This window comes from Mucilaginibacter sediminis (assembly GCF_051903035.1).
GTDB lineage: Bacteria > Bacteroidota > Bacteroidia > Sphingobacteriales > Sphingobacteriaceae > Mucilaginibacter.
Genome location: NZ_CP170602.1, coordinates 6318094 through 6341664, shown reverse-complemented (window position 1 = coordinate 6341664; position 23571 = coordinate 6318094). Strand labels below are relative to the sequence as shown.

The 23571-nt window shown below is 44.0% G+C and carries 21 protein-coding genes; 7 read left to right on the top strand and 14 right to left on the bottom strand.

What is annotated here, in order from left to right:
• Positions 1-195: 195 nt before the first annotated feature.
• From ACFGVS_RS26265 to msrA, 11 genes are all read right to left on the bottom strand, one after another.
• A complete protein-coding gene (locus ACFGVS_RS26265) occupies positions 196-1137 on the bottom strand; it encodes a hypothetical protein (protein WP_439696234.1) in 942 nt (313 codons plus the stop codon).
• A gap of 145 nt (positions 1138-1282) precedes the next feature.
• Positions 1283-1687: a hypothetical protein gene (locus tag ACFGVS_RS26260; RefSeq protein WP_439696233.1), complete on the bottom strand. Its 405-nt coding sequence runs from the start codon at positions 1685-1687 to the stop codon at positions 1283-1285.
• Between the two features lie 97 nt (positions 1688-1784).
• Positions 1785-2669, bottom strand: a complete 885-nt coding sequence (locus ACFGVS_RS26255; protein WP_439696232.1) for a hypothetical protein — start codon at positions 2667-2669, stop codon at positions 1785-1787.
• Positions 2670-2746: 77 nt separating this feature from the next.
• The gene (locus ACFGVS_RS26250) at positions 2747-3181 is read right to left on the bottom strand and encodes a hypothetical protein (RefSeq protein ID WP_439696231.1); all 435 of its coding nucleotides are present in this window, start codon (positions 3179-3181) and stop codon (positions 2747-2749) included.
• Between the two features lie 468 nt (positions 3182-3649).
• Entirely contained in the window at positions 3650-4468 is an 819-nt protein-coding gene (locus tag ACFGVS_RS26245) for a hypothetical protein (RefSeq protein WP_439696230.1), read from the bottom strand.
• 437 nt (positions 4469-4905) lie between these two features.
• Positions 4906-6507, bottom strand: coding sequence for a 2-oxoglutarate dehydrogenase complex dihydrolipoyllysine-residue succinyltransferase (gene odhB, locus ACFGVS_RS26240; RefSeq protein WP_439696229.1), 1602 nt, complete (start codon positions 6505-6507; stop codon positions 4906-4908).
• Between the two features lie 115 nt (positions 6508-6622).
• Positions 6623-9451 carry a 2-oxoglutarate dehydrogenase E1 component gene (locus tag ACFGVS_RS26235; protein WP_439696228.1) on the bottom strand — a complete coding sequence of 943 codons (2829 nt, stop codon included), beginning with the start codon at positions 9449-9451 and terminating at the stop codon, positions 6623-6625.
• A 331-nt stretch (positions 9452-9782) separates the two neighbouring features.
• Positions 9783-11078, bottom strand: coding sequence for a DASH family cryptochrome (locus tag ACFGVS_RS26230; protein ID WP_439696227.1), 1296 nt, complete (start codon positions 11076-11078; stop codon positions 9783-9785).
• 48 nt (positions 11079-11126) lie between these two features.
• The gene (locus ACFGVS_RS26225; RefSeq protein ID WP_439696226.1) at positions 11127-11255 is read right to left on the bottom strand and encodes a DUF2256 domain-containing protein; all 129 of its coding nucleotides are present in this window, start codon (positions 11253-11255) and stop codon (positions 11127-11129) included.
• Between the two features lie 76 nt (positions 11256-11331).
• On the bottom strand, positions 11332-12135 hold the full coding sequence (locus tag ACFGVS_RS26220) for a 5'-nucleotidase, lipoprotein e(P4) family (RefSeq protein ID WP_439696225.1): 804 nt from the start codon (positions 12133-12135) through the stop codon (positions 11332-11334).
• Positions 12136-12438: 303 nt separating this feature from the next.
• Positions 12439-12990, bottom strand: coding sequence for a peptide-methionine (S)-S-oxide reductase MsrA (gene msrA / locus ACFGVS_RS26215; protein WP_439696224.1), 552 nt, complete (start codon positions 12988-12990; stop codon positions 12439-12441).
• Positions 12991-13198: 208 nt separating this feature from the next.
• Between msrA and ACFGVS_RS26210 the strand changes: the two genes are divergently transcribed.
• The 3 genes from ACFGVS_RS26210 to ACFGVS_RS26200 all read left to right on the top strand — a co-directional run bounded on the left by ACFGVS_RS26210 (position 13199) and on the right by ACFGVS_RS26200 (position 16417).
• Positions 13199-14371 (top strand): glycosyltransferase family 87 protein, encoded by a 1173-nt coding sequence (locus ACFGVS_RS26210; protein ID WP_439696223.1) that lies wholly within the window; start codon positions 13199-13201, stop codon positions 14369-14371.
• 299 nt (positions 14372-14670) lie between these two features.
• Positions 14671-15639, top strand: coding sequence for a glycosyltransferase family 2 protein (locus ACFGVS_RS26205; RefSeq protein WP_439696222.1), 969 nt, complete (start codon positions 14671-14673; stop codon positions 15637-15639).
• Positions 15620-16417 (top strand): polysaccharide deacetylase family protein, encoded by a 798-nt coding sequence (locus ACFGVS_RS26200; RefSeq protein ID WP_439696221.1) that lies wholly within the window; start codon positions 15620-15622, stop codon positions 16415-16417. Before ACFGVS_RS26205 ends, ACFGVS_RS26200 begins: the two co-directional genes overlap by 20 nt.
• Before the next feature lie 16 nt (positions 16418-16433).
• On the opposite strand, the gene ACFGVS_RS26195 is transcribed toward ACFGVS_RS26200, so the two are convergent.
• Positions 16434-17330, bottom strand: a complete 897-nt coding sequence (locus ACFGVS_RS26195) for a LysR family transcriptional regulator (protein ID WP_439696220.1) — start codon at positions 17328-17330, stop codon at positions 16434-16436.
• Between the two features lie 99 nt (positions 17331-17429).
• Between ACFGVS_RS26195 and ACFGVS_RS26190 the strand changes: the two genes are divergently transcribed.
• Positions 17430-18065, top strand: a complete 636-nt coding sequence (locus ACFGVS_RS26190; protein WP_439696219.1) for an NAD(P)H-dependent oxidoreductase — start codon at positions 17430-17432, stop codon at positions 18063-18065.
• Positions 18055-18321, top strand: coding sequence for a putative quinol monooxygenase (locus ACFGVS_RS26185; RefSeq protein WP_439696218.1), 267 nt, complete (start codon positions 18055-18057; stop codon positions 18319-18321). Before ACFGVS_RS26190 ends, ACFGVS_RS26185 begins: the two co-directional genes overlap by 11 nt.
• A gap of 306 nt (positions 18322-18627) precedes the next feature.
• Here the strand turns inward: ACFGVS_RS26185 and ACFGVS_RS26180 are convergent, their stop codons facing one another.
• Both ACFGVS_RS26180 and ACFGVS_RS26175 read right to left on the bottom strand, forming a co-directional pair.
• Positions 18628-20814, bottom strand: a complete 2187-nt coding sequence (locus ACFGVS_RS26180; RefSeq protein ID WP_439696217.1) for a TonB-dependent receptor — start codon at positions 20812-20814, stop codon at positions 18628-18630.
• 112 nt (positions 20815-20926) lie between these two features.
• Complete coding sequence (locus ACFGVS_RS26175) at positions 20927-21244, bottom strand: hypothetical protein (protein ID WP_439696216.1); 318 nt, start codon at positions 21242-21244, stop codon at positions 20927-20929.
• A gap of 381 nt (positions 21245-21625) precedes the next feature.
• On the opposite strand from ACFGVS_RS26175, the gene ACFGVS_RS26170 reads away from it, so the two are divergent.
• Positions 21626-22795 carry a hypothetical protein gene (locus ACFGVS_RS26170; protein ID WP_439696215.1) on the top strand — a complete coding sequence of 390 codons (1170 nt, stop codon included), beginning with the start codon at positions 21626-21628 and terminating at the stop codon, positions 22793-22795.
• Between the two features lie 82 nt (positions 22796-22877).
• On the top strand, positions 22878-23405 hold the full coding sequence (locus ACFGVS_RS26165; protein WP_274209576.1) for a hypothetical protein: 528 nt from the start codon (positions 22878-22880) through the stop codon (positions 23403-23405).
• Positions 23406-23571 lie beyond the last annotated feature (166 nt).

The following is a 23571-nucleotide window of genomic DNA, read 5'->3' as shown; positions in this document are numbered from 1 at the left end:
TTTATAAGTTTAAAAAGTACCTGCATCAACGGTAAAAAAGACAGCCGCATTTAATACCCGATACCTTTTTCCATTGCCACAATCGCTAATAAAACAGTCCGGCCATCACTATTGATTGCCGGACTGTTTTGTTAATATGCTTCCCCTGAAAATACACCCTGCAAATCAAAAGCTCCCCCTTCAGGGGCTGGGGGTCTATTGTATTTTATAACAACTTTCGATAGAGGCTGTGCTTCGGGACGCTGTGTATACTACATTGTTTAATATTTGGTAACCGGTGGTAACACTTCGCATCTGGCGTATTAAAACAACCCCCGTAGCATTATCAATTACATAAACACCATTGGTATTGCTATTTGAATATTGCCGGCGCAGTGCGCTTTCAAAAGCTACAGTTGTGGTTTTATCCGTTTTTGATTCAATCCAGAACGTATTTTTCACATTGGTACCGGCACTGGTGGTAGTATCTACCCAGGTATAGCCCTTCTTCATAGTTTGAAGTGCTGCGTAATCTACAGTGAGCCCTAAGGAGCCGCCTTTAACCAGCTGATCGTTTTGTAAACCTGTAAATGCAAACAGCGTATCGTTAACGGCCTGGCTACTGCCACCTTTAATATCGAAAATAGTATCGCGGATGCCAAGGGTAACGTTTGCCGTTTGCCCAACCATTGCTGTAAACCGTTTTTGGATATATGAACTGGTATCCGATGGCTGATCGGAATTATACGCCATCGATTTGCCCATGGCAAATATAGTATCGGCAATGCGATTGGTAGTAACCGCAACCTGGAAACCCGATTTTGTAGCATCGGTAACGTTATAGTTTTTTGTTACCGATGAGTTGCTGCTGATAGTAAATTTTTGATCATACCGCGCCAAAATAGTATTTGAGTTTACCAGTGTTGTTTTTTGATACCCATCGCCTTTTTTAAATGCCAGCAGGCGGTGCTCGTCCCCAACAATCGCAGACGTTGTAAAAGGTGTAACCGATGTAGTATTTAAAAGAGCGCTGGCCGGTAATTCTGTCATCTTTTTCAGCTCAAGCTTCAGGGGGGCCGTTTGGGCAAAGCACATCCCCGCAACCACTACAAGCAACAGCGTTAAAATGACTTTTAGTTTTTTTATGTATGTTCTCATTTTATCTTTTTTATGATTGGGCCGTAGTTTTATTTTGTTCATGGTTCATAGATCATGGTTCATGGTTTTGTTCGTAGCTTATAGCCCGTGGCGAAAAAATTTGTCGCAAACGTTTTCTACCAGATCGCCTAAGGGCTATGAGCTATCAACCATGAATCATAAGCAAACAACCATTTCTTATCAATGCAATGGTTTTAAGCCAGGTATCGGCGGCGGCGTTGGTATCGGCGGCGGTGTTGGTATCGGCGGCGGCGTTGGTATCGGCGGCACCGTTGGTATCGGCGGCGGCGTTGGTATCGGCGGCGGCGTCGGTATTGGTGGTGGCGTCGGTATTGGCGGCGGCGTCGGTATCGGTGGCGGCGTTGGTATTGGTGGCGGCGTCGGTATCGGCGGCGGCGGTGTTATCGGTGGCGGCGGTGGTATCGGCGGCGGCGTTGGTATCGGCGGCGGCGTTGGTATCGGCGGCGGCGTTGGTATTGGCGGCGGCGTTGGTATCGGCGGCGGCATTTTTATAGGCGGTACGGGCGGTATTGGCGGTGGTACATTCCAATCCGAGCGGTTGCTTTGTGCTTTGGCATGCTTTACACCTGCCAGTAATGTTGCCACAGCAAACATTGATGTGATGATTATCTTTTTCATAATGTAAATTATTTGGTCATTAATCGGGTAAGTGAGAGTGGTAGTCCAATCGAAAAAACCATATTGGCCCTGTCTGATGAATACTTTGTTAGGTTGGCCACGCCAATGCCCAGGCTAATTGGCGTTTTGAATGGACGTATACCCGCCGATAGGCCCAGGTTCATCCCTGTCCATTCGGTATTTAAGGTTAAATGGCGTATTACTTCAAATGATATGCTGCCAAATACGGCGGTACCATGTTTGCCTTTACCGGCTGCAATATCTTTGGGGCTTTTTTCATAAAACCGGCCGCTTCCTAATCCAATGGTATAACTAAGCCTCGAACTACCGGGCGTTAACGATGGAAGCGTTTGTACCGCGTGGCTTATCGCCATAAAAAAAGTCGAACCCGGCGAGTCTGATTGTTTGTTGTTCGCAAACACTTGAAGCGCACCTGCCGCTATACTTGTACCGGCAAACAGTTTCCGGCTAAGGATAAAGTTTCCCGAAAAGTCTCTGAACCTGTGTACATCCGTCATGTTTAAACTGGCTGCAAAATTTACAGCCTCAATCGGGTCGCCTACGCAAGCGCCTACCGAGGCTATTAAATCAGCTTTATTGTTTCTGTATACTTCCGGGTATGCACCACCCAGGCCGCCAAAAATATACATGCCATAGCCTCCAAAACCGGTAGGCGTTAAAAGTGCAGACGGCGCATCGCTGGGGTAAAGTTCGCGCTGGCCTACTTGCGGTATTTCCTGCGGTGCAACCACATTAGGTTTCACCGCTAAAAACGAATCAATTTGTTGCTTTAATTCTTTTTCGAATGTGTTTTGGCTAAATGCTGATTGAGCTAACAGGCAAAGTGCTATTAACGCGCAATACATGAATGGTAGCCGTGTTTTGCAAGTCATGGTGAGGAAAATTAGGTTAAGTAATAAGTAGGTTGATAATTATAGCGCCTGGTAATTGGCAACAGGCTGGTTATGCTTTAACTAAGTTGTAATTTTTTCACGACAAAACACAATGCTTTGCCAAATAAATTAACAAGCTTAAACTGCGGCAATATAGCTATATAGCCTCCTGTTTCTGTTGCAATACCAACGGCGAATGGCCGCTCATAACGATTTGCCCACGACGATTGTGGCACCGTTACATTGCCATACCAGGCCGGTAAATATATGCTTACCGCCTTGTGTCCGTTTATCGGGACTACATCCAAACAAAGCAGGCCCGCAAACTTAGGCAAACCTGTAAAGGCTGGGAGGCAAATGTGCTTTGTCATTTGCTTTGCGTGCTCCTTTCCTGCTTTTGAAGACTTGGGAGTATCTCTCGATATTATTATTGCGCTTTCTGACGAGTTTTCCTGCGCAAGCGCTGTTATGCAAAACAGCATGATTACAATTGTAGCTATCAGGTATTCCATTTTTTTAGGCTAACTGGGTTTTAAAAAGGGGTGTAGGGAGCGATTGTGTATGCAATTTACTTGCGCAGATCAGGGACTAAATAAATATGTTTTTGTCATGGTGGTTTTGGTTGTTTGTTGATACAATTTTACGGCGCGGAGGTAAGGCGTGCAATACAAAGTAGTTTGTATTTTTGGGAGATTGAGGCTCGGAACCTAAAGGATGATATAATGGTTTTAGCCTTTAAGTAATGAATATGCAAATCCCGGATGTTAATTCATATCCGATATTTTGTATTTTAAACGGAACCCCAATTTGTAAAGCGAAAGGATCGATGTTGACGAGAGATAATAGTCAATTGTCCTAAAAGCACGGCGTATACTTAGCATGCGGGCCATCCCGATGTTTATCGAGGTGGCGGCAAGAGCTGGTAAAAGAATAGCGATTTTTCGAATGCAATTCTCCTCACCCAATGTTGCTAAGCCCGTTCACAGGTTGCAAATGTAACAGTTTTCGGTTGCGGAAAAGGTGGGCGAATTACACCAGCTTTTAAGCGATACAATGTAGGCTGCTTTTTTACCTTTGGATTTTTCGCTTACAAGGCTAACTATCGCTTTGGCATCATCGTAATTGGTGGTTACCGGGATCACTGTCCGGTACCAGTTTCCTTTTTTATAAATGGCGGCATTTTGGCTTATACTATCTTTTGCAAACTTCAGTTCAGTCGCCGCCGGGCCAACAGTTTTATTGGCGCCTATTACAACCAGGTAGCTATTATTTACGTTTAAATTAAGGTCCTGGTAAATTGCTTGCTTTTTATCCTCCAACTTATTATAATCTTTTATTTGCTGTATGCTTGGTTTATCGGGTTGTTTAACAATAGCCGTCTGCAGGGCAGCTATTGTTTTAAGGGTATCCTCTTTGCCATTTAGTTTTGTGCGCCAATCTTCCCACGATTTTTTCAGACCCTCCGGCGCCACAGATACCATAAAATCGCACAAAAACTTCATGTCATTGAGATTTTTTTTATTATCGGTTACATACGGAAGGTAATCTTTAAAAGCGCTCATTTCCTCCAGTTGTTGTTTGCGCTCTTTAAACAGGTCGGTAATAATAAGCGTAACCGTGCCAATGGCCGTCGTAACTATTACAGATTTAAAAACATCAATTATTTTGTCAATCCTTTCCATTTCCAACTTACTTTTAAAAATAAGGTAACAGATAAAGATCATTCCCAATATAGCAATACCCACAAATAAAAGGTAAAGGAACAGCGACACATTGCCCGTGTTGTTGAAGTAGCGCATAGCGAAAAAGTCAGGTTTTAAGTACTAAATATCAGTTAAGTAGTAACTTACTAAAGTTAATTACAATTAATTGTTAAAAACAAACATTCCCTTAAGTTTTTCATATTACAGTTTCCCGTTACTCATCGAACAGTTTATACAATATGGGACAGTCCACACACGCTATCCTGCCGAAATCGACTCGTTCGGCTTGAGGTACATTGTGATGGTCCTCCATAGGAATCCCTATGTTTCCTATTGGTGTTGTCGCCTCCATAGGTGTTCGGAAGAAATAAAAAAAGTGCAGGGTGTGTGCGATTGCTTCCTTGGGGAAGGGGGAGGCAGGGGTTAAATCAGCTGTTTACGCCCGCTTTGCAACTCGTCGCTCGTATAAAAATATCATCAATGCAAAAAGCCCGACTTTGCCGGGCTTCTCAAATATTATAATTTCAGGAAATTTATACCCCTAACAATAACCTTGCAGGATCTTCCAGCAGTTGTTTTACGCGTACCAGGAAGCTTACCGATTCGCGGCCATCAATGATGCGGTGATCATATGACAGGGCCAGGTACATCATCGGGCGGATAACCACCTGCCCGTTTACGGCAACGGGGCGCTCAATAATATTGTGCATACCCAGGATAGCCGATTGCGGCGAGTTTAATATCGGGGTCGACATCATCGATCCAAATACACCGCCGTTGGTAATGGTGAAGGTACCACCGGTCATTTCCGGGATGGTGAGTTTGTTTTCGCGGGCCTTACCGGCTAATACCACAATGGCTTTTTCAATTTCGGCAAGGCTCAAGCTATCTGCATTACGGATAACCGGAACTACCAAACCTTTAGGGGCCGATACCGCGATAGAAACATCAGCATAATTGCTGTATACAATTTCTTCGCCTTCAATGCGGGCGTTTACAGCCGGCCAATCTTTCAACGCCTCGGTAACAGCCTTGGTGAAAAACGACATGAAGCCTAAACCAACGCCATGTTTCTCTTTAAATTTATCTTTGTATTTGCTGCGCAATTCCATGATAGGCTGCATATCCACTTCGTTAAAAGTGGTAAGCATGGCTGTTTCGTTTTTAACAGCTACCAAACGTTTGGCAACAGTTTTACGCAACGAGGTCATTTTCTCGCGTTTCTCGCTTCTTGAGTTTTGAGTTGCGGGTTCTGAGTTTTGAGTTGGAACTGCGCTTGCTGGCTTTGGACTTTCGGCTACAGCCTTAGGGCTTGCAGCTTGCGCGCCTAATGCATCGCCTTTGGTAATACGACCATCAACACCTGTACCGGATACCGCTTTAGGGTCAACGCCTTTTTCGGCTAATATTTTAGCAGCCGCAGGCGATGGGGTACCGGATGCATAGGTAACACCTCCGGGCTGTACCGCCGCACCGCCACGAGGCGATTCGTCGGTTGCGCTTACTACTGCGGGAGTAACTGTAATAGGGGCAGCGCCTACACCTTCAATGGTACACACAACAGCGCCAATTGGCAATACGTCGCCTTCTTTGGCTATGGTTTTTAATACGCCTGCTTTTTCGGCAGTTAATTCAAATGTGGCTTTATCTGATTCCAGTTCGGCAATGGCCTCGTCCATTTCAACCGCATCACCGTCTTTTTTTATCCAGCGGGATAAAGTAACCTCGGTGATTGATTCGCCTACGGTTGGCACCTTAATTTCTAAAGAGCCACCACCTGCAACAGGGGCTGGTGCCGGAGCAGCAACAGGCGCGGCAGCGGCAACAGGGGCCGGTGCAGGTGCGTTAGCAACAACTTCGGGCTGTGGTTGTGCAGCCGGTGCAGGAGCAGCAGCGCCTTCGCCCTCTTCAATATTGGCAACCAATGCGCCAATGGCTAAAGTATCGCCCTCTTTGGCAACAATTTGTAAAGTACCTGCACGCTCGGCAGTAAGTTCAAAAGTGGCCTTGTCCGATTCTAACTCGGCAATAACCTCATCCATTTCCACGTGATCGCCATCCTTTTTTTTCCAGCTTGCCAGGGTTACTTCTGTTATTGATTCACCTACGGTAGGCACTTTGATCGCTAAACTCATATTTTAGTTTTGTATATTTTAGATGGTTGTACGTTATACGTTTTAAGTTGTACGTTTTAAGTTGTACGTTTTGCATGATCACGTATAACGTACCACGTAAAACGTATAACCTAACTCAATCCGCTCCGGCGTCAGCCATTTTTTTGGTTGTCTTTTTTATTGCTTCTTTTACCACTTTACCGGCTGGTGCTTCAAATGCTTTTGAAACAATGTATAACTGCTGCGCGGCATGCTGTTTGGCAAAACCGGTAGCGGTACTACTTCCCTCGTTACGCGATATCACATTCAGGTTAATTACCGTATCGTTGTGGAATTTGCGGCAAATGTATGGCCATGCACCCATATTTTCGGGCTCTTCCTGTACCCAGAAAAACTCGGTAGCTTTTTCGTATTTGGCTTTTACCTTTAGTATCTGTGTAACCGGGGTTGGGTATAGTTGTTCTACACGTACAATGGCTACGTCTTTGCGTTTATCGGCTTGCTGTTTATCCAGCAAATCATAGTAAACTTTACCGGTACAAAGCAATACACGTTTTACCTTTTTAGGATCGGCGTAAGTATCGTCTATCAGCTCGTGGAATTTACCGCTGGTAAAATCTTCTATCGGCGATACACATTTAGGGCTGCGCAATAAACTCTTAGGCGTAAATATAATAAGCGGCTTGCGGAAATCGCGGTGCATCTGCCTCCTTAATATATGGAAGAAGTTTGCCGGCGTAGTACAGTTAGCTACCTGGATATTATCATCGGCACAAAGCTCCATGAAACGTTCAACACGGGCCGATGAATGCTCTGGGCCCTGGCCTTCATAACCGTGAGGCAGCAACATCACCAAACCGTTACCGCGCTGCCATTTAGTTTCGGCACTGGCAATATATTGGTCAACAATGATTTGTGCACCGTTAAAGAAATCGCCAAACTGCGCTTCCCAAATGGTTAAGGCGTTAGGGTTGGCCAAAGCGTAACCATACTCAAAACCAAGCACGCCATATTCAGATAACAGGGAGTTGTAAATACTCAATTTAGCATCCGTTTCGATGGTCGCCAATGGCGTATACTCATCCTCCGAATCGGCAAGGGTTAATACCGCGTGGCGGTGCGAGAAGGTACCGCGCTTAACATCTTCTCCGCTTAACCTTAAGGGGTAGCCTTCTTTTAATAAAGTTCCGTAAGCTAAAAGTTCGCCCATGGCCCAGTCAAAAACCTTGGTCTTGTTCACCATAATTTTGCGGTCTTCAAAAAGTTTTTCAATTTTTTTGAAAAACTCCATGTCGGCCGGCAGTGTGGTTAACTTATTACCTATCGCTAATAATTCTTCTTCAGGTACCGATGTATCAATCGCTTTTACAAACTCTTTATGGCTGGCCAGGTGTAAACCGCTCCAGGCGCCTTCAAACATGGCAATGGTATCGGTAAACCTGTCTTCAGCTTTTGATTCATCCAGCTTTTGCTGCAACTCATCCTTAAATGCTTTCTCAACCCCTTTCAGGTAATTGGCATCAATGCTGCCTTCATCAATCAGTTTTTGATTGTAAATTTTAAGCGGGTTAGCATGCGCCTCGATAGCTTTGTACAACAGCGGCTGGGTGAATTTTGGCTCATCAGCCTCGTTGTGGCCATAACGGCGGTAACACAGGATATCAATAAACACATCCTCATTAAATACCTGCCTATACTCCATGGCCAGGTTAACAACGTAGGCCAAAGCCTCAACATCATCGCCATTTACGTGGAATACCGGGGATAACACCGTTTTTGCCACATCGGTACAATAGGTACTTGAACGGGCATCTTTATAGTTGGTGGTAAAACCTATCTGGTTATTGATAACCAGGTGAATGGTGCCGCCGGTGCGGTAGCCATCCAGTTTTTCCATTTGTAAAACTTCGTAAACAATACCCTGGCCTGCAACAGATGCATCGCCATGGATTAATATAGGGGCGATTTTTGAATGATCGCCGTTATATTTAAAGTCGATTTTTGAACGGGTGATACCTTCCACAACCGGGTCAACCGCCTCTAAATGCGATGGGTTGGGGCAAAGGCTCAGGTGCACCTTTTTTCCGTTTGATGTAGTTACATCGGTTGAAAAGCCTAAATGGTATTTAACATCCCCACCAAAAGGTGATTCGGAATCAAAGTTTTTACCTTCAAACTCCGAGAATACCTCTTTATAGGTTTTCTCCATAATATTGGTAAGCACATTTAAACGGCCGCGGTGAGCCATACCGATGATAAACTCCTCGATACCCAAATCGGCCCCTTTTTTAATAACCGAATCCATGGACGGGATCAGCGCTTCGGCTCCTTCGAGCGAAAAGCGTTTTTGACCCAGGAATTTAGTACCCAAAAAGTTTTCGAAAGTAACGGCTTCGTTGAGCTTGTTCAGCATCGATTTTTTCTCGTCGATGGTGAAAGATGGTGTGTTACGGTTTTTTTCCATCCTATCCTCAAACCATTTGATTTTGATAGGATTGCGGATGTACCTGTATTCGGCACCAATGGCACGGCAATAAGTATCTTCCAGTAACTGGCGAATGTCGCTCAGCTTAGCAGCGCCCAGGCCAACTTCAACACCAGAGTTAAAAACGGTATCCAGGTCGGCCTCGCTTAAGCCAAATGTTTCCAGCTCTTTACCAGGATAATAGTGGCGGCGCTCGCGAACCGGGTTGGTTTTAGCAAACAGGTGGCCACGTGAGCGGTATCCATCTATCATGTTAAGTACTTTGATCTCTTTTAAAAAGTGATCATAAGTTTTATCATCAACGCCCGGTGCAGCTGTTGAAGCCACCGTGCCTGTTGCATTTGTATTTATGTTAAATTCAAACCCCTCGAAAAACTTTTGCCAGCCATAATCTACCGATTCGGGGTCTTGTTTGTATGCTTCGTATAAGGAATTGATGTAGTCTGCGTTGCCGCTATTGATATAATTTAGACGATCCATGTGAAAATGATCTTTAAAACAGTGCAAAAGTAAGCATATACGGTAATATACTTCACAATTAATTGTAAAGAAATTCAGTTAAAAATGATGCAGTTTTGATGGGAATGGATGGTTTGGAGGGTAAAATACGGTTGGTTAGGATTGAAATGAGTGTAGTAAAGCAATGGCGAACAATACAGGCGGACTCGCACAGTTCGCGATTGCCACGCTGCGCTCGCAATGACATGGCTGTTGTGAGGCTCTAAAGCCAACACGTCATCCCCATTTTTTCAGGATCATTCAGATGGATACCCGAAATGACGATTGCCTAAATTTTCAGGCATAAAAATCCTCACACCCCTACCAAATCCCCGGCTTCATCTACAGGTGATGACTCCCAGGTAGTCACAAAATCGCTTTTGGTATCCAGTTCTTTTTGCGGGATTGCGGCGATGGTGTATTTGCTTACTTTGGCATCATTCACCCCGGCAATGAAGGCCCAGTTGCCCCAGTTACTTGCAGGCGAATAATCTATCAGTTTTTCTTCAAAATAGGCGGCCCCTTTAATCCAATCGGCTTTTAAGTCGTTTACCAGGTAGGTGGCTACTATCTGGCGGCATTGGTTGCAAATATAACCTGTAGCGTTTAACTCATGCATACAGGCGTCAATGAACGGGATGCCGGTTTTGCCTGCCGCCCATTTATCAAAGTTTTCGTTGTTTGCTGCCCCCGTTTCTTCAGTAACCTTTGCCTGGATGAATTTCTGGCCGTGTTTTTTAAACATAAACCTGAAATAATCGCGCCATAAAAGCTCCAGTTTCAGCATGCTGCTTTGGGCATCGTTATGCTTAAATATTTCCCAGTAAACCTGCCTTGGCGAAATACAGCCTACCGCCAGCCAGGGTGATAATTTTGAGGTATTGGTAATAATGCCAGCTTTTCCTTTTGCTTTAACGGCAAGGTCGGTTTTCGAAAAATATTTATGCAGCTGTACCAGCGCGGCCGTTTCGCCACCCTGAAAATAGTTGGTAGCCCGTACATCGTCAACAGGTTGGTTTAAGCCTAACTGTTGCAGAGTTGGCAATTCACCAGCTTCGGCAATATCGGGGGTATAAATATGTTCGGGCGTGGGCACACATGGGCGCACGTTGCTGTCGCGCTCAACCTTCTTTTTAAATACGGCAAAACTATCCGGGATATCTTTTATCGGGAAGGGCAAATCCTCCTTGTGGTACATCGTATGCCCAATAAAGTGCTTCAGGTTAAGCCGCAGTTTCCAAAGGGCGGCTTCAACCTCTTCCGATTTTGCTGTTTCTTCGTAGGCTACCTCGCGGTGATGATATACTTCATTTACCTGGTATTGGCCTGCAAGCTGGGGTATAATTTCGGCCGGGTTGCCTATGCGGATAATCAACTCGGCGCCGTAGCCCTGCAGGTTTTTACGTAAATCGGCTACTGCCTCCAATAAAAACCGGGCCCTGAAACTTCCTGTTTTGCTGGCACCAGATGCTGTTTGCTGAAAATAATACGGATCAAAACAATACACCGGCAGAACTTTATCAGCCTTGCGCACGGCTTCTAACAAAATTTCGTTATCATGTATCCGCAAGTCATTTCTAAACCAAACCAGTATCGTTCTATCGCTCATAGTTAAACAGGGAGTTAACTGAATTAATGCAGGCTACAAATTTGCAATTTATTTATTTCTCCTGCATCGTTCGCTGCAATATTTGACATCTTCCCAACATTTTTCCCATTTTTTGCGCCAGCTAAAAGGCTTTTTGCAAACGGAACAGGTTTTATGAGGCAAATTTTTTGCAGACATAATGGCTAAAGATAGACTATCTGTGTCAAAAAAACACGTTGATCATTATCAAATGCCAAAAAAGCTGAATAAAAACTTACTTATCCGTCTTGATTTTAGCCCTGATGATCGAGTCCTTCTGCGCGTTGGTAAGCTTATAATTAAACCCGAAAAGCGCCCCCTCAAAATCACCATAAGATGGATTAGGGATGATGATGTACCTGCTGCCAAACTCTTTTTCCAGTTTTTGGGTGGTGGCCGCCCGGCTTTCCTCTGTTGGGTGGTTATCATACAGTATATCAAAATCGGGCAGGTTATCGCCGCAAAGCAGCAGGATGTTGTTGGTTTTCAGCACGTTTAACCTCCGGGCTTCTTTGCTTGATGTACCCGTTTTTAATTGCAGGTGTGCGTCGTCGGCGTTTGGCAAGCCATATAATTGCAGATTTTTAAGAGTTGTTGCCCGCTCATTTTCGTTACGGTTGGTGATGTAAAAAATAGCGATGCCTTTTGATGCGGCGTATTTTAGAAATGCAGGGGCGCCGGGTACCGTATCGGCCACTGCCTTATCGGTCCACTCCTTCCAGGTTGCATCGGTATAATCTTTGTTTTGCAGGGCGCGGGCTGCATCATAGGGGCTATTATCCAACAGGGTTTCATCAATATCGGTAACAATGGCCAGCGGCTTACTGCCGGGATTTTTCACACCTTCATCAACCCTAACCCTGGCAATATTATAAGCCTGGAAACATAAAGCCTTATATTCGGCGGCACGTTGCTGCCAAATGGAGCCCCATACTTTGCCATTGTTGGTGATGGATGCAGCACTGTTTGTAGCGATGGGTTTTGTTGCGGCACAGGCTGTAAACAATAGGATTACGGGAAGTAGGTGTGTGTTTTTCATTTGTAGTTATGTTCTTTTTATTGCTCTTAAGTTGTAAAAAATTGTCAAATGCTGGTGGGGAACGGCGTATAGCGCATGGCGGCGAGTCGACTCACCCCGACGAGGCTACGCCCGTCCGCCCCTCTCTCCGACTGCGTTGCATAGAGGGGCAAAAAGATAAAAAATTGGGGATGCCCTCTTTGCGGCTTAAGCCGGAGAGGGGTCGGCCAGCGTAGCGTAGCCGGGGTGAGTCGTAGCCAGCGTTCAAAGCCAAGACGGTCTATCGAATTTTACTAAACCCCACATCCCAGCACCCCAATAAATTTACAACAGCTCCGGCTTAATTTTATCCGTAAACTCTTTGGCAAATTTATTGAGTTTAGGCTGGATAACAAACGCGCAGTACGACTGACCGGGATTATCGTTAAAATAATTCTGGTGATAATCTTCGGCCTTATAAAACTGGCTGGCCGGGGTTACCTCGGTTACAATAGGGCTGTCAAAAACCTTTTCATTGGTTAGGGTATTAATCATGGCAATGGCTGCGTCCTTTTGCTCAGTGGTTGTATAAAAAATGGCCGATCGGTATTGCGTACCTACATCATTGCCCTGGCGATTAAGAGTTGTAGGGTTGTGAGTTTTAAAGAAAACCAGCAACAGTTCATCCAGCGATAATACATCGGCATCGTACTCCAGTTCAATAACCTCGGCATGGCCCGTGGTGCCGGTGCAAACTTGTTTGTAAGTTGGATTATCAACATGGCCGCCCATGTAGCCCGATGTTACCGAAATTACTCCTTTAAGCGATTGAAAAACGGCTTCGGTGCACCAAAAGCACCCATTGCCGAAAGTTATTTTTTGAATATTTGAAGGCATTTTATTGTTTTGTTTAATTGATAAACAGCTACATAGTAACGGCCGTTACATGATGTAAAAGTACTCATTTGCGATACTTTTTGTTTCATTGCTGTGTAAGGATTTTGAGCACCAAGAACACCCGGGGAATCCAGGTAAACTATCAACCAATTAAAATCCACGTAACATTCTTGATAGATTACTATATTTGAGCCCTGCTTTATCCCTCATGATTCAAAAACTATCCAAACTCATTTATAATAAACCCTTTGTATATTCGGTGTGGTTTGGTTTAAGTTTCCTCATCGTACTTAAGGAAATGCTAAACCACCAGGGTTTTAACAATTACACCATTTTTAAATATAATTTTTTACATACGCTGCACCAGCAAAACCTGTATGCAGCCTATCCGGAACAATATAACGATCTGAACCATTACGGCCCCATTTTTTCCATCATATTTGCGCCCTTTACGTTTTTTCCCGACTACGTGGGCATTATGCTTTGGGTAATGTTTAATGCCTTTGTGCTTTTTAAAGCCATCCGGTTGCTGCCGCTGAAGCCGAACCAATATTTAATAGTATTGCTTATTTGCGCCCATGAACTAATGACGGCATCGGCAAACCTGCAAAGCAACCCCATGGTGGCTGGGCTTATTATTTTAAGCTTTAACTTCATTAATAAAAAACAGGATTTTTGGGCCGCGCTGATGATTGTGCTGGGCACGTTCATCAAATTGTACGGTATTGTAGGCCTGGCGTTCTTCTTCTTTTCCGATAACAAACCCAAGTTTATTGCCAGCTTTATTTTTTGGTCGGTTGTAATGTTTGTGTTGCCGATGCTCATCTCGTCGCCGGCGTTTATTGTGCAAACCTACCGCGATTGGTATGTAGATTTGAAAGGTAAAAACTTACAAAACGAAGGCTCCCTTATGCAGGATATTTGCGTTATGGGCTTTTTTCGCAGGATATTAAACTACCCAGGGCTAAAAAACACATTGGTAATTATCCCGGCAATGGCGTTGTTCGCCCTTTCATACCTGCGGATAAATTGTTTTAAATCGACGCCTTACCGTTTACTTATCCTGTCATCGGCATTAATATTTGCCGTAATTTTCAGCAGCGGGTCCGAGTCGCCTACTTATATTATCGCGTTTGCAGGTGTAGGCATCTGGTTTATGAATTTAAACAGGCCCGTAACCGGTTTCGAAATATTTTTACTGGTACTGGCCATCATTTTAACCACCCTATCGCCATCCGATCTTTTCCCCAGATCTATCCGCGAAACGTACGTATTGCCTTACAAATTAAAGTCGCTGCCCTGCTTTTTAATCTGGCTGAAGATAGTGTACGAAACCCTAAGCAGGAACTTCGTGAAGCCAGAAACCAAAGCTGCTTTATAATTTAAATGCCTGTTTTTTTGCACCTTTTCCTCTATCCCTCAATACTTCAGAATTTCTTCAGATTAAAGTGTTAAAATGCGCTTTGTAATTAAAATAATACATAAATTATTATTTTTGTAAAGAGAAAGTTACATTTATACAAAAAACTACGTATTGAGGAAAGCATGGCGTTAGTGTACTGGAATCCTAACAGTAAAACAAACGCAATTGCTATTGATTTATGTGTTTTTTTAATGACCAATAAAAATATTCATACGGTATAAGCTGACCTGCAGCAACCTTAAAACCTACTGAGCAATATGATTTCCGATTTAAAGATGAAACTCTCGGTCATTATCCCCTGCCATAATGAGCAGAATAATGTGGGGTTTCTGATCCAGGCGCTTACCAAAACCCTAAACGAAACCGAATATAATTTCGAGTTGATTTTTGTTGATGACGGCAGCAGCGACAACACCGTTAACGAAATAAAATTCAATGCCGAGATATATCCAAACGTATTTTTCATTGAGCTTTCCAGGAACTTTGGAAAAGACAATGCCCTTAAGGCCGGCATTGGCGTAGCTATAGGCGACGCCGTTATAACCATGGATGCAGATATGCAGCACCCACCCAGCCTGATCTTGAAAATGCTGCAGTTTTGGGAAGAAGGCTATGATATTGTTTATACCTACCGCGAAAACGCAAATCCGCATGCAAAATTTTATCAGAAAGCTACTTCAAAACTTTTTTACAAAGGCATAAATATGCTATCGGACATTAAATTAGAAGATGGCACTGCCGACTTTAGGCTGATGGACGAAAAGGTTGTGAGGCAATTAAAACAAATTGATGAACATGAGTTGTTTTTAAGGGGCATCATAAAATGGGCCGGTTTTAAACAATACGGCATACCGTACACCCCCTCAAAAAGGCATACCGGCGAAGTAAGCTATTCATTTATAAAACTGGTGAAGCTGGCAGTGGGCAGCATTATGGCATTTAGCGCAAGGCCATTATATATCATGACCGGCGTGGGCCTAACAGTTTCCCTGATGGCTGTTTTTTACATCCCTTATGTTTTAATTAGCTTTGCCGAAGGTTACGCTGTTAACGGATGGGCATCTATTATAGCTACTATAGCGTTTTTTGGGAGTCTACAGTTGATGGTGTTAAGCATTATTGGCGTATATGTGGGCAAAATATTTATGCAGTCAAAAGCACGTCCAAATTATCTCATCAGGTCTACCAACCTTGTAAATGTAAAGAATGATCTTATTAGGGTTTGATATCGAAGAGTTTGACATGCCATTGGAATATGGTAAACAAATATCGTTCGCAGAGCAGTTATCCATATCAACCGAGGGCACTAACGTTATTTTGGCCATCCTAAAATCGTCACAAATAAAGGCTACCTTTTTTTGTACAGCAAATTATGCTGTGCATAAGCCGGAAGTTATTAACCAGATTGTAAGCGAAGGCCATGAAATAGCCTCGCACGGTTATTATCATTCAGATTTTAAACCCGAGCACCTGGCGCAATCGAAAACCAAACTCGAAGAAATATCCGGGGCCGAAGTAACCGGCTTTCGCATGGCGAGGATGATGCCGGTGGACGAACGCGAAATAGCTAAAGCTGGCTATACTTACAATTCATCCATCAACCCCACATTTATCCCCGGCAGGTACAATAACTTTGGCAAGCCCCGTACTTGGTTTTACGATCAGGATGTGTTGCAGATACCGGCATCCGTATCGCCGTTGATTCGTTTTCCGTTATTTTGGCTCAGCTTTCATAACCTGCCTATGGGCCTGTTAAAGCGGATGAGCGGTATCACCCATAAAAAAGATGGCTACCTTAACCTGTATTTTCACCCCTGGGAATTTACCAATCTGAACGATGCCCGGTTTGGGTTCCCCAAATATGTGGTTAAAAACTCGGGGCAGCCTTTTGCAAAACGGCTGGAAGATTTTATCAGTTGGGGAAAATCAAAAGGCTATGAATTTATGCGGACGGATGAGTTTGTAAAACGGGTAGATAAAAGAAAGCTAAACCAGGTTGCTTAAGCGGTTACCTTTTTATTCACACCATTTCCCTTTCAAAAATCTCCTGTACCATAGCCACTTCCCTGGCATAGATTGATTTTTTGCGTGTGCCAAAATACAGCGTGTTTTCTATAATATTATAACCTTCCCAAAGCAGTTTAATATTACCCAGGTCGCGCTCAGTTTTTGACAAAAAATCGGGGATCACCGCAATACCTTTTCCGCCGCTCAGGCAGCGAATGATGGAACCCATGTTGGGCACTATAAAATTGGGTTTAAAATCGGGGCGTTTGCCAAAATTGGTGTGCCAGAAGCGTCGCAGGTGCTCCATATCGCCCGATGAGCCGTACCAGGTTTGGTTTTTTAGCCAATCCTGTATTTGAGGCAAATCTTTTGTTAGGAGCAACTTGTTAAATTCATCCACATCGGTTTGCGGCCCCGCCAGTACCACAATACGCTCTTTAAAAAACGGCTTATATTCTAAACCCTTATAATCACCTTTTTGCGGGGTAATGATCATATCAAGGATACCGCTGTCTAAATCGGCCAGCATTTGGGGGTACTCGCCAAATTTAATGATCACGTTAAATGGCAGCGTGGGCAGGTACGATTCCAGTGTAAACTGAAAAGTTTCAAAACACATGCCTATACTGATGGTAGGCACATCCTTCTCGGTACTTTTATGAAAATGCCGCTCGGCCTCCTCCAATTTACAAATCGACTCCTGTATGTAGTTATACAATATCTTAGCCCGCTCGGTTGATACCATTTTGCGCGATGAGCGATCAAACAGCTTGTAGCCCACATAACTTTCAAGCGAGCTTAAATGCAGGCTTACCCCCGGCTGCGAAATAAACAAGGATTCGGCCGCGCCGGTTAACGAACCTGTTTCATATATCGCCTTAAACGTACGGAACCATTCTAAATTCACCATAACCAATCATCATAATTATAATACAAATGTATAACTTATGTTATTTTAATTATATTAAACAGTGCTGTAATTTTGATGCCAGTTAACACGAGATAAAAAATGAAAAATATATTCGTTATAAATGGCGGGCAAATCTTCGCCCATTCGGGCGGCCTGTTCAATAAAACATTACTGGACACAACCGTAAAATACTTTGAAGAAAAACCTAATTTTGAAGTGCGGTCGACCGATATCAACAACCCTTATGACCCCGCACAGGAGGCCGAAAACTATAAATGGGCCGATGTAATTATTTACCATACCCCGGTTTGGTGGTTTCAGCTACCTCATGGTTTTAAAAAGTATATTGATGAAGTTTTTACAGCGGGCTATCAAAACGGCATTTACCGCAGCGACGGCCGCACAGCCGAAAACCCCGGCATTAACTATGGTACCGGCGGCTTAATGCATGGCAAAAAATACCTGCTAACCACCTCATGGAACGCGCCGGTAACAGCCTTTACCCTACCCGGCGAATTTTTTAATGAGCACAGTGTTGATGAAGGCCCGCTGTTTGGCTTTCACCGTATGAATGCCTTTACAGGCATGGAACCTTTAGAAAGCATTCATTTTTATGATGTGATGAAAAACGCCAACATTGAAGCCAACCTGCAAAATTACCAGGAGCATTTAACCAAGCTATTTATCAACAACAACAACCATGAAAGTGTACTTAACAGCCTTAGTGAAGTGTAAACCCGGTAATACCGACGAGCTAAAAGGTTACCTTAATCAGTTGGTAGCAGCATCGACCAAAGAGGATGCCTGCCTACAATATGAACTGTACCAATCGACAGATGATGATACCCAGTTCATCTTCCATGAAACCTGGGCCAGCCAGGAAGGTTTGGATGTGCACAACCAGCAGCCGCACATCAAAAAATTTGTAGTACAGGCCAGCCCAATACTAGATGGCGGAGTTACCATTTATAAAACAGACAGGATAGCTTAAGCGGCAGGGGGGTATAGACAAACACTTGGTTGAACGACGGTTAATACTCACCCGGCCGACTCTGTACTGCTCCATTCCTCTCTTTATTTGCGTCAGAAACAGGGACTTGAACGCTCATTATTAACATATTACAAAAATAATGAACTTCCGAGTCCCTCTTTCCGGCGAAGCCGAAGAGGGGGGGCGGGCGTAGCTTCACCGGGTGAGTCTTCGCCGCCGTACGATATAGCACCAGACTCCCCCAGACTTTACAAGTTGTAATCAAAGATAGGCGTTGGCCCAAAACCGTCATCCAACCCCAACAGCTTACAACCTTATCTTAATCCCCCCATTTATAACAAAACCGTCCAACGGCGCATAAATATCCTTAAACACAGGGTTGGTAATACTGCCGATATAAATGGCGTCAAATTTGGTTTGCCGGGTATCGGTCAGGTTCTCAAAGTTGATAAATAGCGAAAAACGTTCCCAGATCTTCTCGGCCATCAGCCCGGTTGTCCAGTAGCTCCTGCCGGTGCCGCCATCATTTAAACGTTGCGGACTAAAATAATAAGCTTCCAAACCAATTTTCAACTTATTCTCCAGCTCATAAACCAACACGTTATTTAGGCGGTGTTTGGATACCAAAGGATATGTTATAATAATGTCGCCAGTATGCTGTGTTACATCTGCCAGCGTATAGCCTATAAAAAGCTTAAAATCGGCATAAGTTAGCTTTACATTGGTTTCCAGCCCCTTTGTATTTAGGTCGCCGCGGGTTTGCTGGTATTGGAGGTTACCATCCGGCAGCGAAGCAAGCAGGATAGGTTTCTCTATCCGGGTATAAAAAAACATTTGGTTGATGCTAAAACTCACCTTATCGTCAAACAAGCCGGTACGGTAATTCAGGTCATAGCTGGCGCCGTATGAGCGCTCGGCTGTGGTATTTTTAACATCAATAGGCAACACGTTCCTAAACTGAATGCGTTCGGCATCCTCGGTAAACACCGTAGGCGCTTTATAACCAAGCCCGCCTCCTAAACGCGTCGAAAAATGCGAGTTGATCTTCAGCAAAGCCGATATGCGCGGCAATATAAAAAAGCCGTACCTGTTGTGATAGTCGCCCCGCAGGCCACTTTCAACCATCAGCTTTTGGGTAGCATCCCAGGTGTTTTGTATAAAGCCGCCAATAGTATTGTAACTGTAATCCCGGAGCGCGAAACTGCTGTTATGATCCTCGGTAAATTTTTCTGAAAGATAATTTAGCCCGGCAACCCAGTCAGACCTTTCGCTTTTACGCGAATAAGTGGCCTCGGTATAGGTGGAAAGCTGCAGGCCCGAAAAGCGGTAGCCAGGCAGGTCAATAGCCCTGTCAAAATAACTTACGCTGTTTTTAATCACCAGTTTTTCTTTATCGCTCAGGTTGCGGTCAAGCTCCAGCTGAGTGCTATACCTGCCTGTTTTATTTTTTTCAAAATAACTATGCTGCGCGTTGCCGTCGCCCTCAATATAATGCAGGTCGCCCCCTATGCGGTTTTCAATAGTGCTGTTTATCCCTGTTATCAGCGTGGTTTTATCGTCAAGGTAAAAAAACAATTTAGGGTTAAGCGTAAAACGATTGTACTTAGGGATGGCCGTTAAATCGATATTTGCTGGGTCATAAGCCGTACCATGATTATAGGCCGCAAATATGGTGGTGCCCACCTTTTTAAACTTCTGCGAATAAAAACCGCTGGCATCCAAACCCAGGGCCGATGTACCGTTTAACAGGAAGTTGAGCTGCCGTTGATCTGTTGGTGTTTTAGATATTAAGTTAACCAGCCCCGCAATAGCGCCACCACCATACAGGGTTGACGATGAACCTTTAATAACTTCTACCTGTTTTAAATCGAGCGGAGCTATCTGCAACAAACCCAAACCGCCCGAAAAGCCGGAGTACAGCGGAAAACCATCCCGTATAATTTGCGTGTATTTACCATCGAGCCCCTGGATGCGGATACTGGAGTTGTTACTGGTAGCCGATGTTTGCTGCGTTTGTATGCCCGTGCTTTCGGCCAGCATCATCCGGATATCGCCAGGCTTCATGTTGGCCTTTTCATCCAGTTCCTCGCCCGATATCACCTCCACCCGGGTAGGAATATTGGCAATGGTGCGGCTGCTGCGGGTAGATGAAACGGTAACCTCGCCCAGTTCCTCGCCATCACCTTTTCCTTTGGGTTGTAGCAAGATAGTCATTGGTTCTGTTTGTGTAAACGGGAAAGTTAAAGTATCCAGCCGGGTTTCATAACCTATATAACTATAGCGGATAACCTGTTTACCGGCGGGTATATTGGTTAATATAATAAGGCCTGCGGCATCGGCAGTAGCCCCTTTATTAATTCCCTGTATTAATGCTGTTGCACCAATAAGGGTTTCGTTAGTTTTAGCATCTTTAATAATTGCCTTAAACGCATCCTGGGCATACGCCGTAGCGGTATATAAAAGTGCTGTAAAAAGCACTATAATTTTTTTCATAAATAAGTTAATTAGTTATGTAGAAGCTAAAAGCTGAATGCACAAAGCTTAAAGCTAATAGACCCTATGTAATACAAAATGGCCAGCTGAATAGCTGTAATGGTGGGTTGTACTAACTTATCTGGGGTGGTTGCCAAATGGAAAGGGCAACATCTTCGGGGTATGGGCGATGATAAGCAATAATATGCTTAACATGCGTTTCGGGCAGTAAAAACAGACTGTGATCAACCGCTTTGGCAACAATAAACCCGGTACACGCGCCACACGCAAAAAATGGCGAACAACCCTGGCAATCTTTTTCTTTAGATGACGATTTGGATGGGGCGTTTTTTGCGGCAGTGTTTTTAATGCTACAATCATTATCGGCACAACAAGGCTTAGCTGTAAGCAGCAGCACAATAATGGCCGATAGGTAGCAAAGGAATTTCACAGGGGCAAAGGTAAATAATTTAGCGATAGGTAAAAATCCTGCAAACAGGATGAATTTATTTTATAGAAGATCGATAATTCCAATTATGGCATTCCCTGCGGGCGGCGCTCATGCACTTGTCTGAATCAGAATTTTCAGAATTTAAGAATGTACAGAATATTGTCCTAAACCGGAATTAAACGAATTTTTAGAATTTGTCGAATTGATTTTTTAAATTCTGTTAATTCTAAAATTCTGCTAATTCTGATTCCAGACGAAAAAATTCTGTTAATTCTTTAATTCGATAAATTCCGGTTTCAGACAAGAGAATCCTATAATTTATGAGTATCTTTTGGCCTTCATCGTGCTTTTCACCGCGATACTGTTGCCCCCATGGAGTTTATGAAACAACGCACTTGTATTAAGGAGATAGCAGAAGCTGCCAACCGCAGTTTTGAGGTGGAAGTGCACAATTTTTTGCGCGCATGGGTGCATAACCACGAGGATAAAACGCTGCTGCAGTTTGATCAGCCATTAGACGATTATTTAGCAAATGACGCGCTGCGCGATTTATTTTTGAATATGCGGCACCCTATACAGCAATTATTAACCAATCGTTCCATCGCCTGCCACCTGGGACGGCGTGCACGGACTGTTTACTTTGACCCGATAAGCGGCGACCCTTTATTGGCGCCCACAGAACAGCGCATTTATAACCTCGCCCGCAGGATGGACAGCGAACGAATGCATGTGCCGTTCCGCTCGGTTCATCCCAACAAACAGACCGAGGCTGGCGACACGGCGGATATCGGCACCTATCCCGAGGGATCGGAAGAAATCAGGTATAACAGCGGCAATCATTTTAGTAGCCGCCCGGCAAACGGGAACGTTTTTGACGAACATAGCAGGCACTGCATGGCAAAGTCGGAAGGCAATTTGCACGTGCTTTTTAAACGCGGATTTTTGGAAGATCGTTTACAGGATGTAAAAGGGCTTACAGCCCAAATGCATGAAGCTGGCGAGACCCAACTCCAGTTTTTTGTCATATACAGCAGGCATTCGCCCGAAGAAGGCCATTTTGGAACATCGCTGGTGATCATGGATCCTGCAAACCCCGATTTCCCACGCCGTGTAATGGTTTGCGATACCCTGCTTAAAGACCTGCCCCATCACCCGCGCTGGTGGAACCATTTTATTGCAGAATATTCGCACGTATTTGGCGACGCGATAGCCGAGATAGTGGAAGATCTGTCGCACCCCTTACAAAAGGTAAATATCAAAGGCGACAACCCTTACCGCCACGACTGGGACTGCCCCTACTACGCCACCAGCATGGCCGACGCCCTTGCCGACCTGGTAAAAAACAACCCGGAACTCCTGTTAAACGCCCCGGCAACTGATGTACACGATGCCATGAAAACAATAATGCGGGATTACTACCAACCTAACAATGAAATTAAAACCCGGCTGGATATTCAACAAACCAACCGCCTAAAACGCTGGAAAAGCGGGCGGGAATTGATTAAGGAATTGGTGAGTGAGGTGAGCAGAAAATCGTCGTATGAGTTGTAGGGGGCGAAAGTATAAAAAACGTAATTACTGTAAATTATTACCATCAATATTATATAGTTTTGCTTAAACCTTATCAACAGTCATGGCAAAATCAACTACACCAAAACCGTTCATATACTATGAAGATCTTAAAAACTGGGAGATAGTTAACTCCATTATCTATTTTATACTGACTATCGGGGTGGTTTTAGCCTGTAGTTTTTTCGACAGAGGGTTTAATCAGCTTTTACTATTATTTTACTGGGGAATTACTGATCTCTCATTATATTTCTTCCTCTACCGATCACTAAGAAACTTCAGATCTTATATGGTATGGTTCGGCTTTGGTATCGTTCACTTGATTTTGTTCGCTATTTTTAAAGATGATCCGAAATTAAAACTCTTCCACGGCCAGGCTTCATGGGGCTTAATAAATACCATACCCTTACTGCTGCTTTATCAATTACTCAGATATTTTAGTTTTAATATACAACATCGTGAATTTGTAGTTCCATCTAAAGCAGGTACAACCGACTTAATAGAAAACGTTAAGGTAACTTTCGTAGATAAAACGATTTTGATTATCTATATGCTGGCCCTTATTGGCCTTGCCACTATCGAAATGCCGTAATATAACTCCCTGCTTCAGAAGTTACGGGAAATATAAAAGCCCCCAACTCATCATCGGGGGCTTCATTATATTAATTCGTTTTCCTTGCATCCTGCATCGAGTTACTGCCGGTTGTGGCGTTGTGGCTCCTCTTGGTAAAACCTGTTATCTAAACCGCTCAAACCTC

Excerpts from the sequence above, each read along its gene's own strand:
- ACFGVS_RS26195 (WP_439696220.1), bottom strand. The coding sequence starts at position 17,330 with ATGGTGAATTTAGAATGGTTCCGTACGTTTAAGGCGATATATGAAACA.
- ACFGVS_RS26200 (WP_439696221.1), top strand. The coding sequence starts at position 15,620 with ATGATCTTATTAGGGTTTGATATCGAAGAGTTTGACATGCCATTGGAA.
- ACFGVS_RS26250 (WP_439696231.1), bottom strand. The coding sequence starts at position 3,181 with ATGGAATACCTGATAGCTACAATTGTAATCATGCTGTTTTGCATAACA.
- ACFGVS_RS26190 (WP_439696219.1), top strand. The coding sequence starts at position 17,430 with ATGAAAAATATATTCGTTATAAATGGCGGGCAAATCTTCGCCCATTCG.
- ACFGVS_RS26165 (WP_274209576.1), top strand. The coding sequence starts at position 22,878 with ATGGCAAAATCAACTACACCAAAACCGTTCATATACTATGAAGATCTT.
- ACFGVS_RS26225 (WP_439696226.1), bottom strand. The coding sequence starts at position 11,255 with ATGTCTGCAAAAAATTTGCCTCATAAAACCTGTTCCGTTTGCAAAAAG.
- ACFGVS_RS26245 (WP_439696230.1), bottom strand. The coding sequence starts at position 4,468 with ATGCGCTACTTCAACAACACGGGCAATGTGTCGCTGTTCCTTTACCTT.
- ACFGVS_RS26235 (WP_439696228.1), bottom strand. The coding sequence starts at position 9,451 with ATGGATCGTCTAAATTATATCAATAGCGGCAACGCAGACTACATCAAT.
- ACFGVS_RS26170 (WP_439696215.1), top strand. The coding sequence starts at position 21,626 with ATGAAACAACGCACTTGTATTAAGGAGATAGCAGAAGCTGCCAACCGC.
- ACFGVS_RS26205 (WP_439696222.1), top strand. The coding sequence starts at position 14,671 with ATGATTTCCGATTTAAAGATGAAACTCTCGGTCATTATCCCCTGCCAT.
- ACFGVS_RS26230 (WP_439696227.1), bottom strand. The coding sequence starts at position 11,078 with ATGAGCGATAGAACGATACTGGTTTGGTTTAGAAATGACTTGCGGATA.
- odhB (WP_439696229.1), bottom strand. The coding sequence starts at position 6,507 with ATGAGTTTAGCGATCAAAGTGCCTACCGTAGGTGAATCAATAACAGAA.
- msrA (WP_439696224.1), bottom strand. The coding sequence starts at position 12,990 with ATGCCTTCAAATATTCAAAAAATAACTTTCGGCAATGGGTGCTTTTGG.
- ACFGVS_RS26210 (WP_439696223.1), top strand. The coding sequence starts at position 13,199 with ATGATTCAAAAACTATCCAAACTCATTTATAATAAACCCTTTGTATAT.
- ACFGVS_RS26180 (WP_439696217.1), bottom strand. The coding sequence starts at position 20,814 with ATGAAAAAAATTATAGTGCTTTTTACAGCACTTTTATATACCGCTACG.
- ACFGVS_RS26265 (WP_439696234.1), bottom strand. The coding sequence starts at position 1,137 with ATGAGAACATACATAAAAAAACTAAAAGTCATTTTAACGCTGTTGCTT.
- ACFGVS_RS26255 (WP_439696232.1), bottom strand. The coding sequence starts at position 2,669 with ATGACTTGCAAAACACGGCTACCATTCATGTATTGCGCGTTAATAGCA.
- ACFGVS_RS26220 (WP_439696225.1), bottom strand. The coding sequence starts at position 12,135 with ATGAAAAACACACACCTACTTCCCGTAATCCTATTGTTTACAGCCTGT.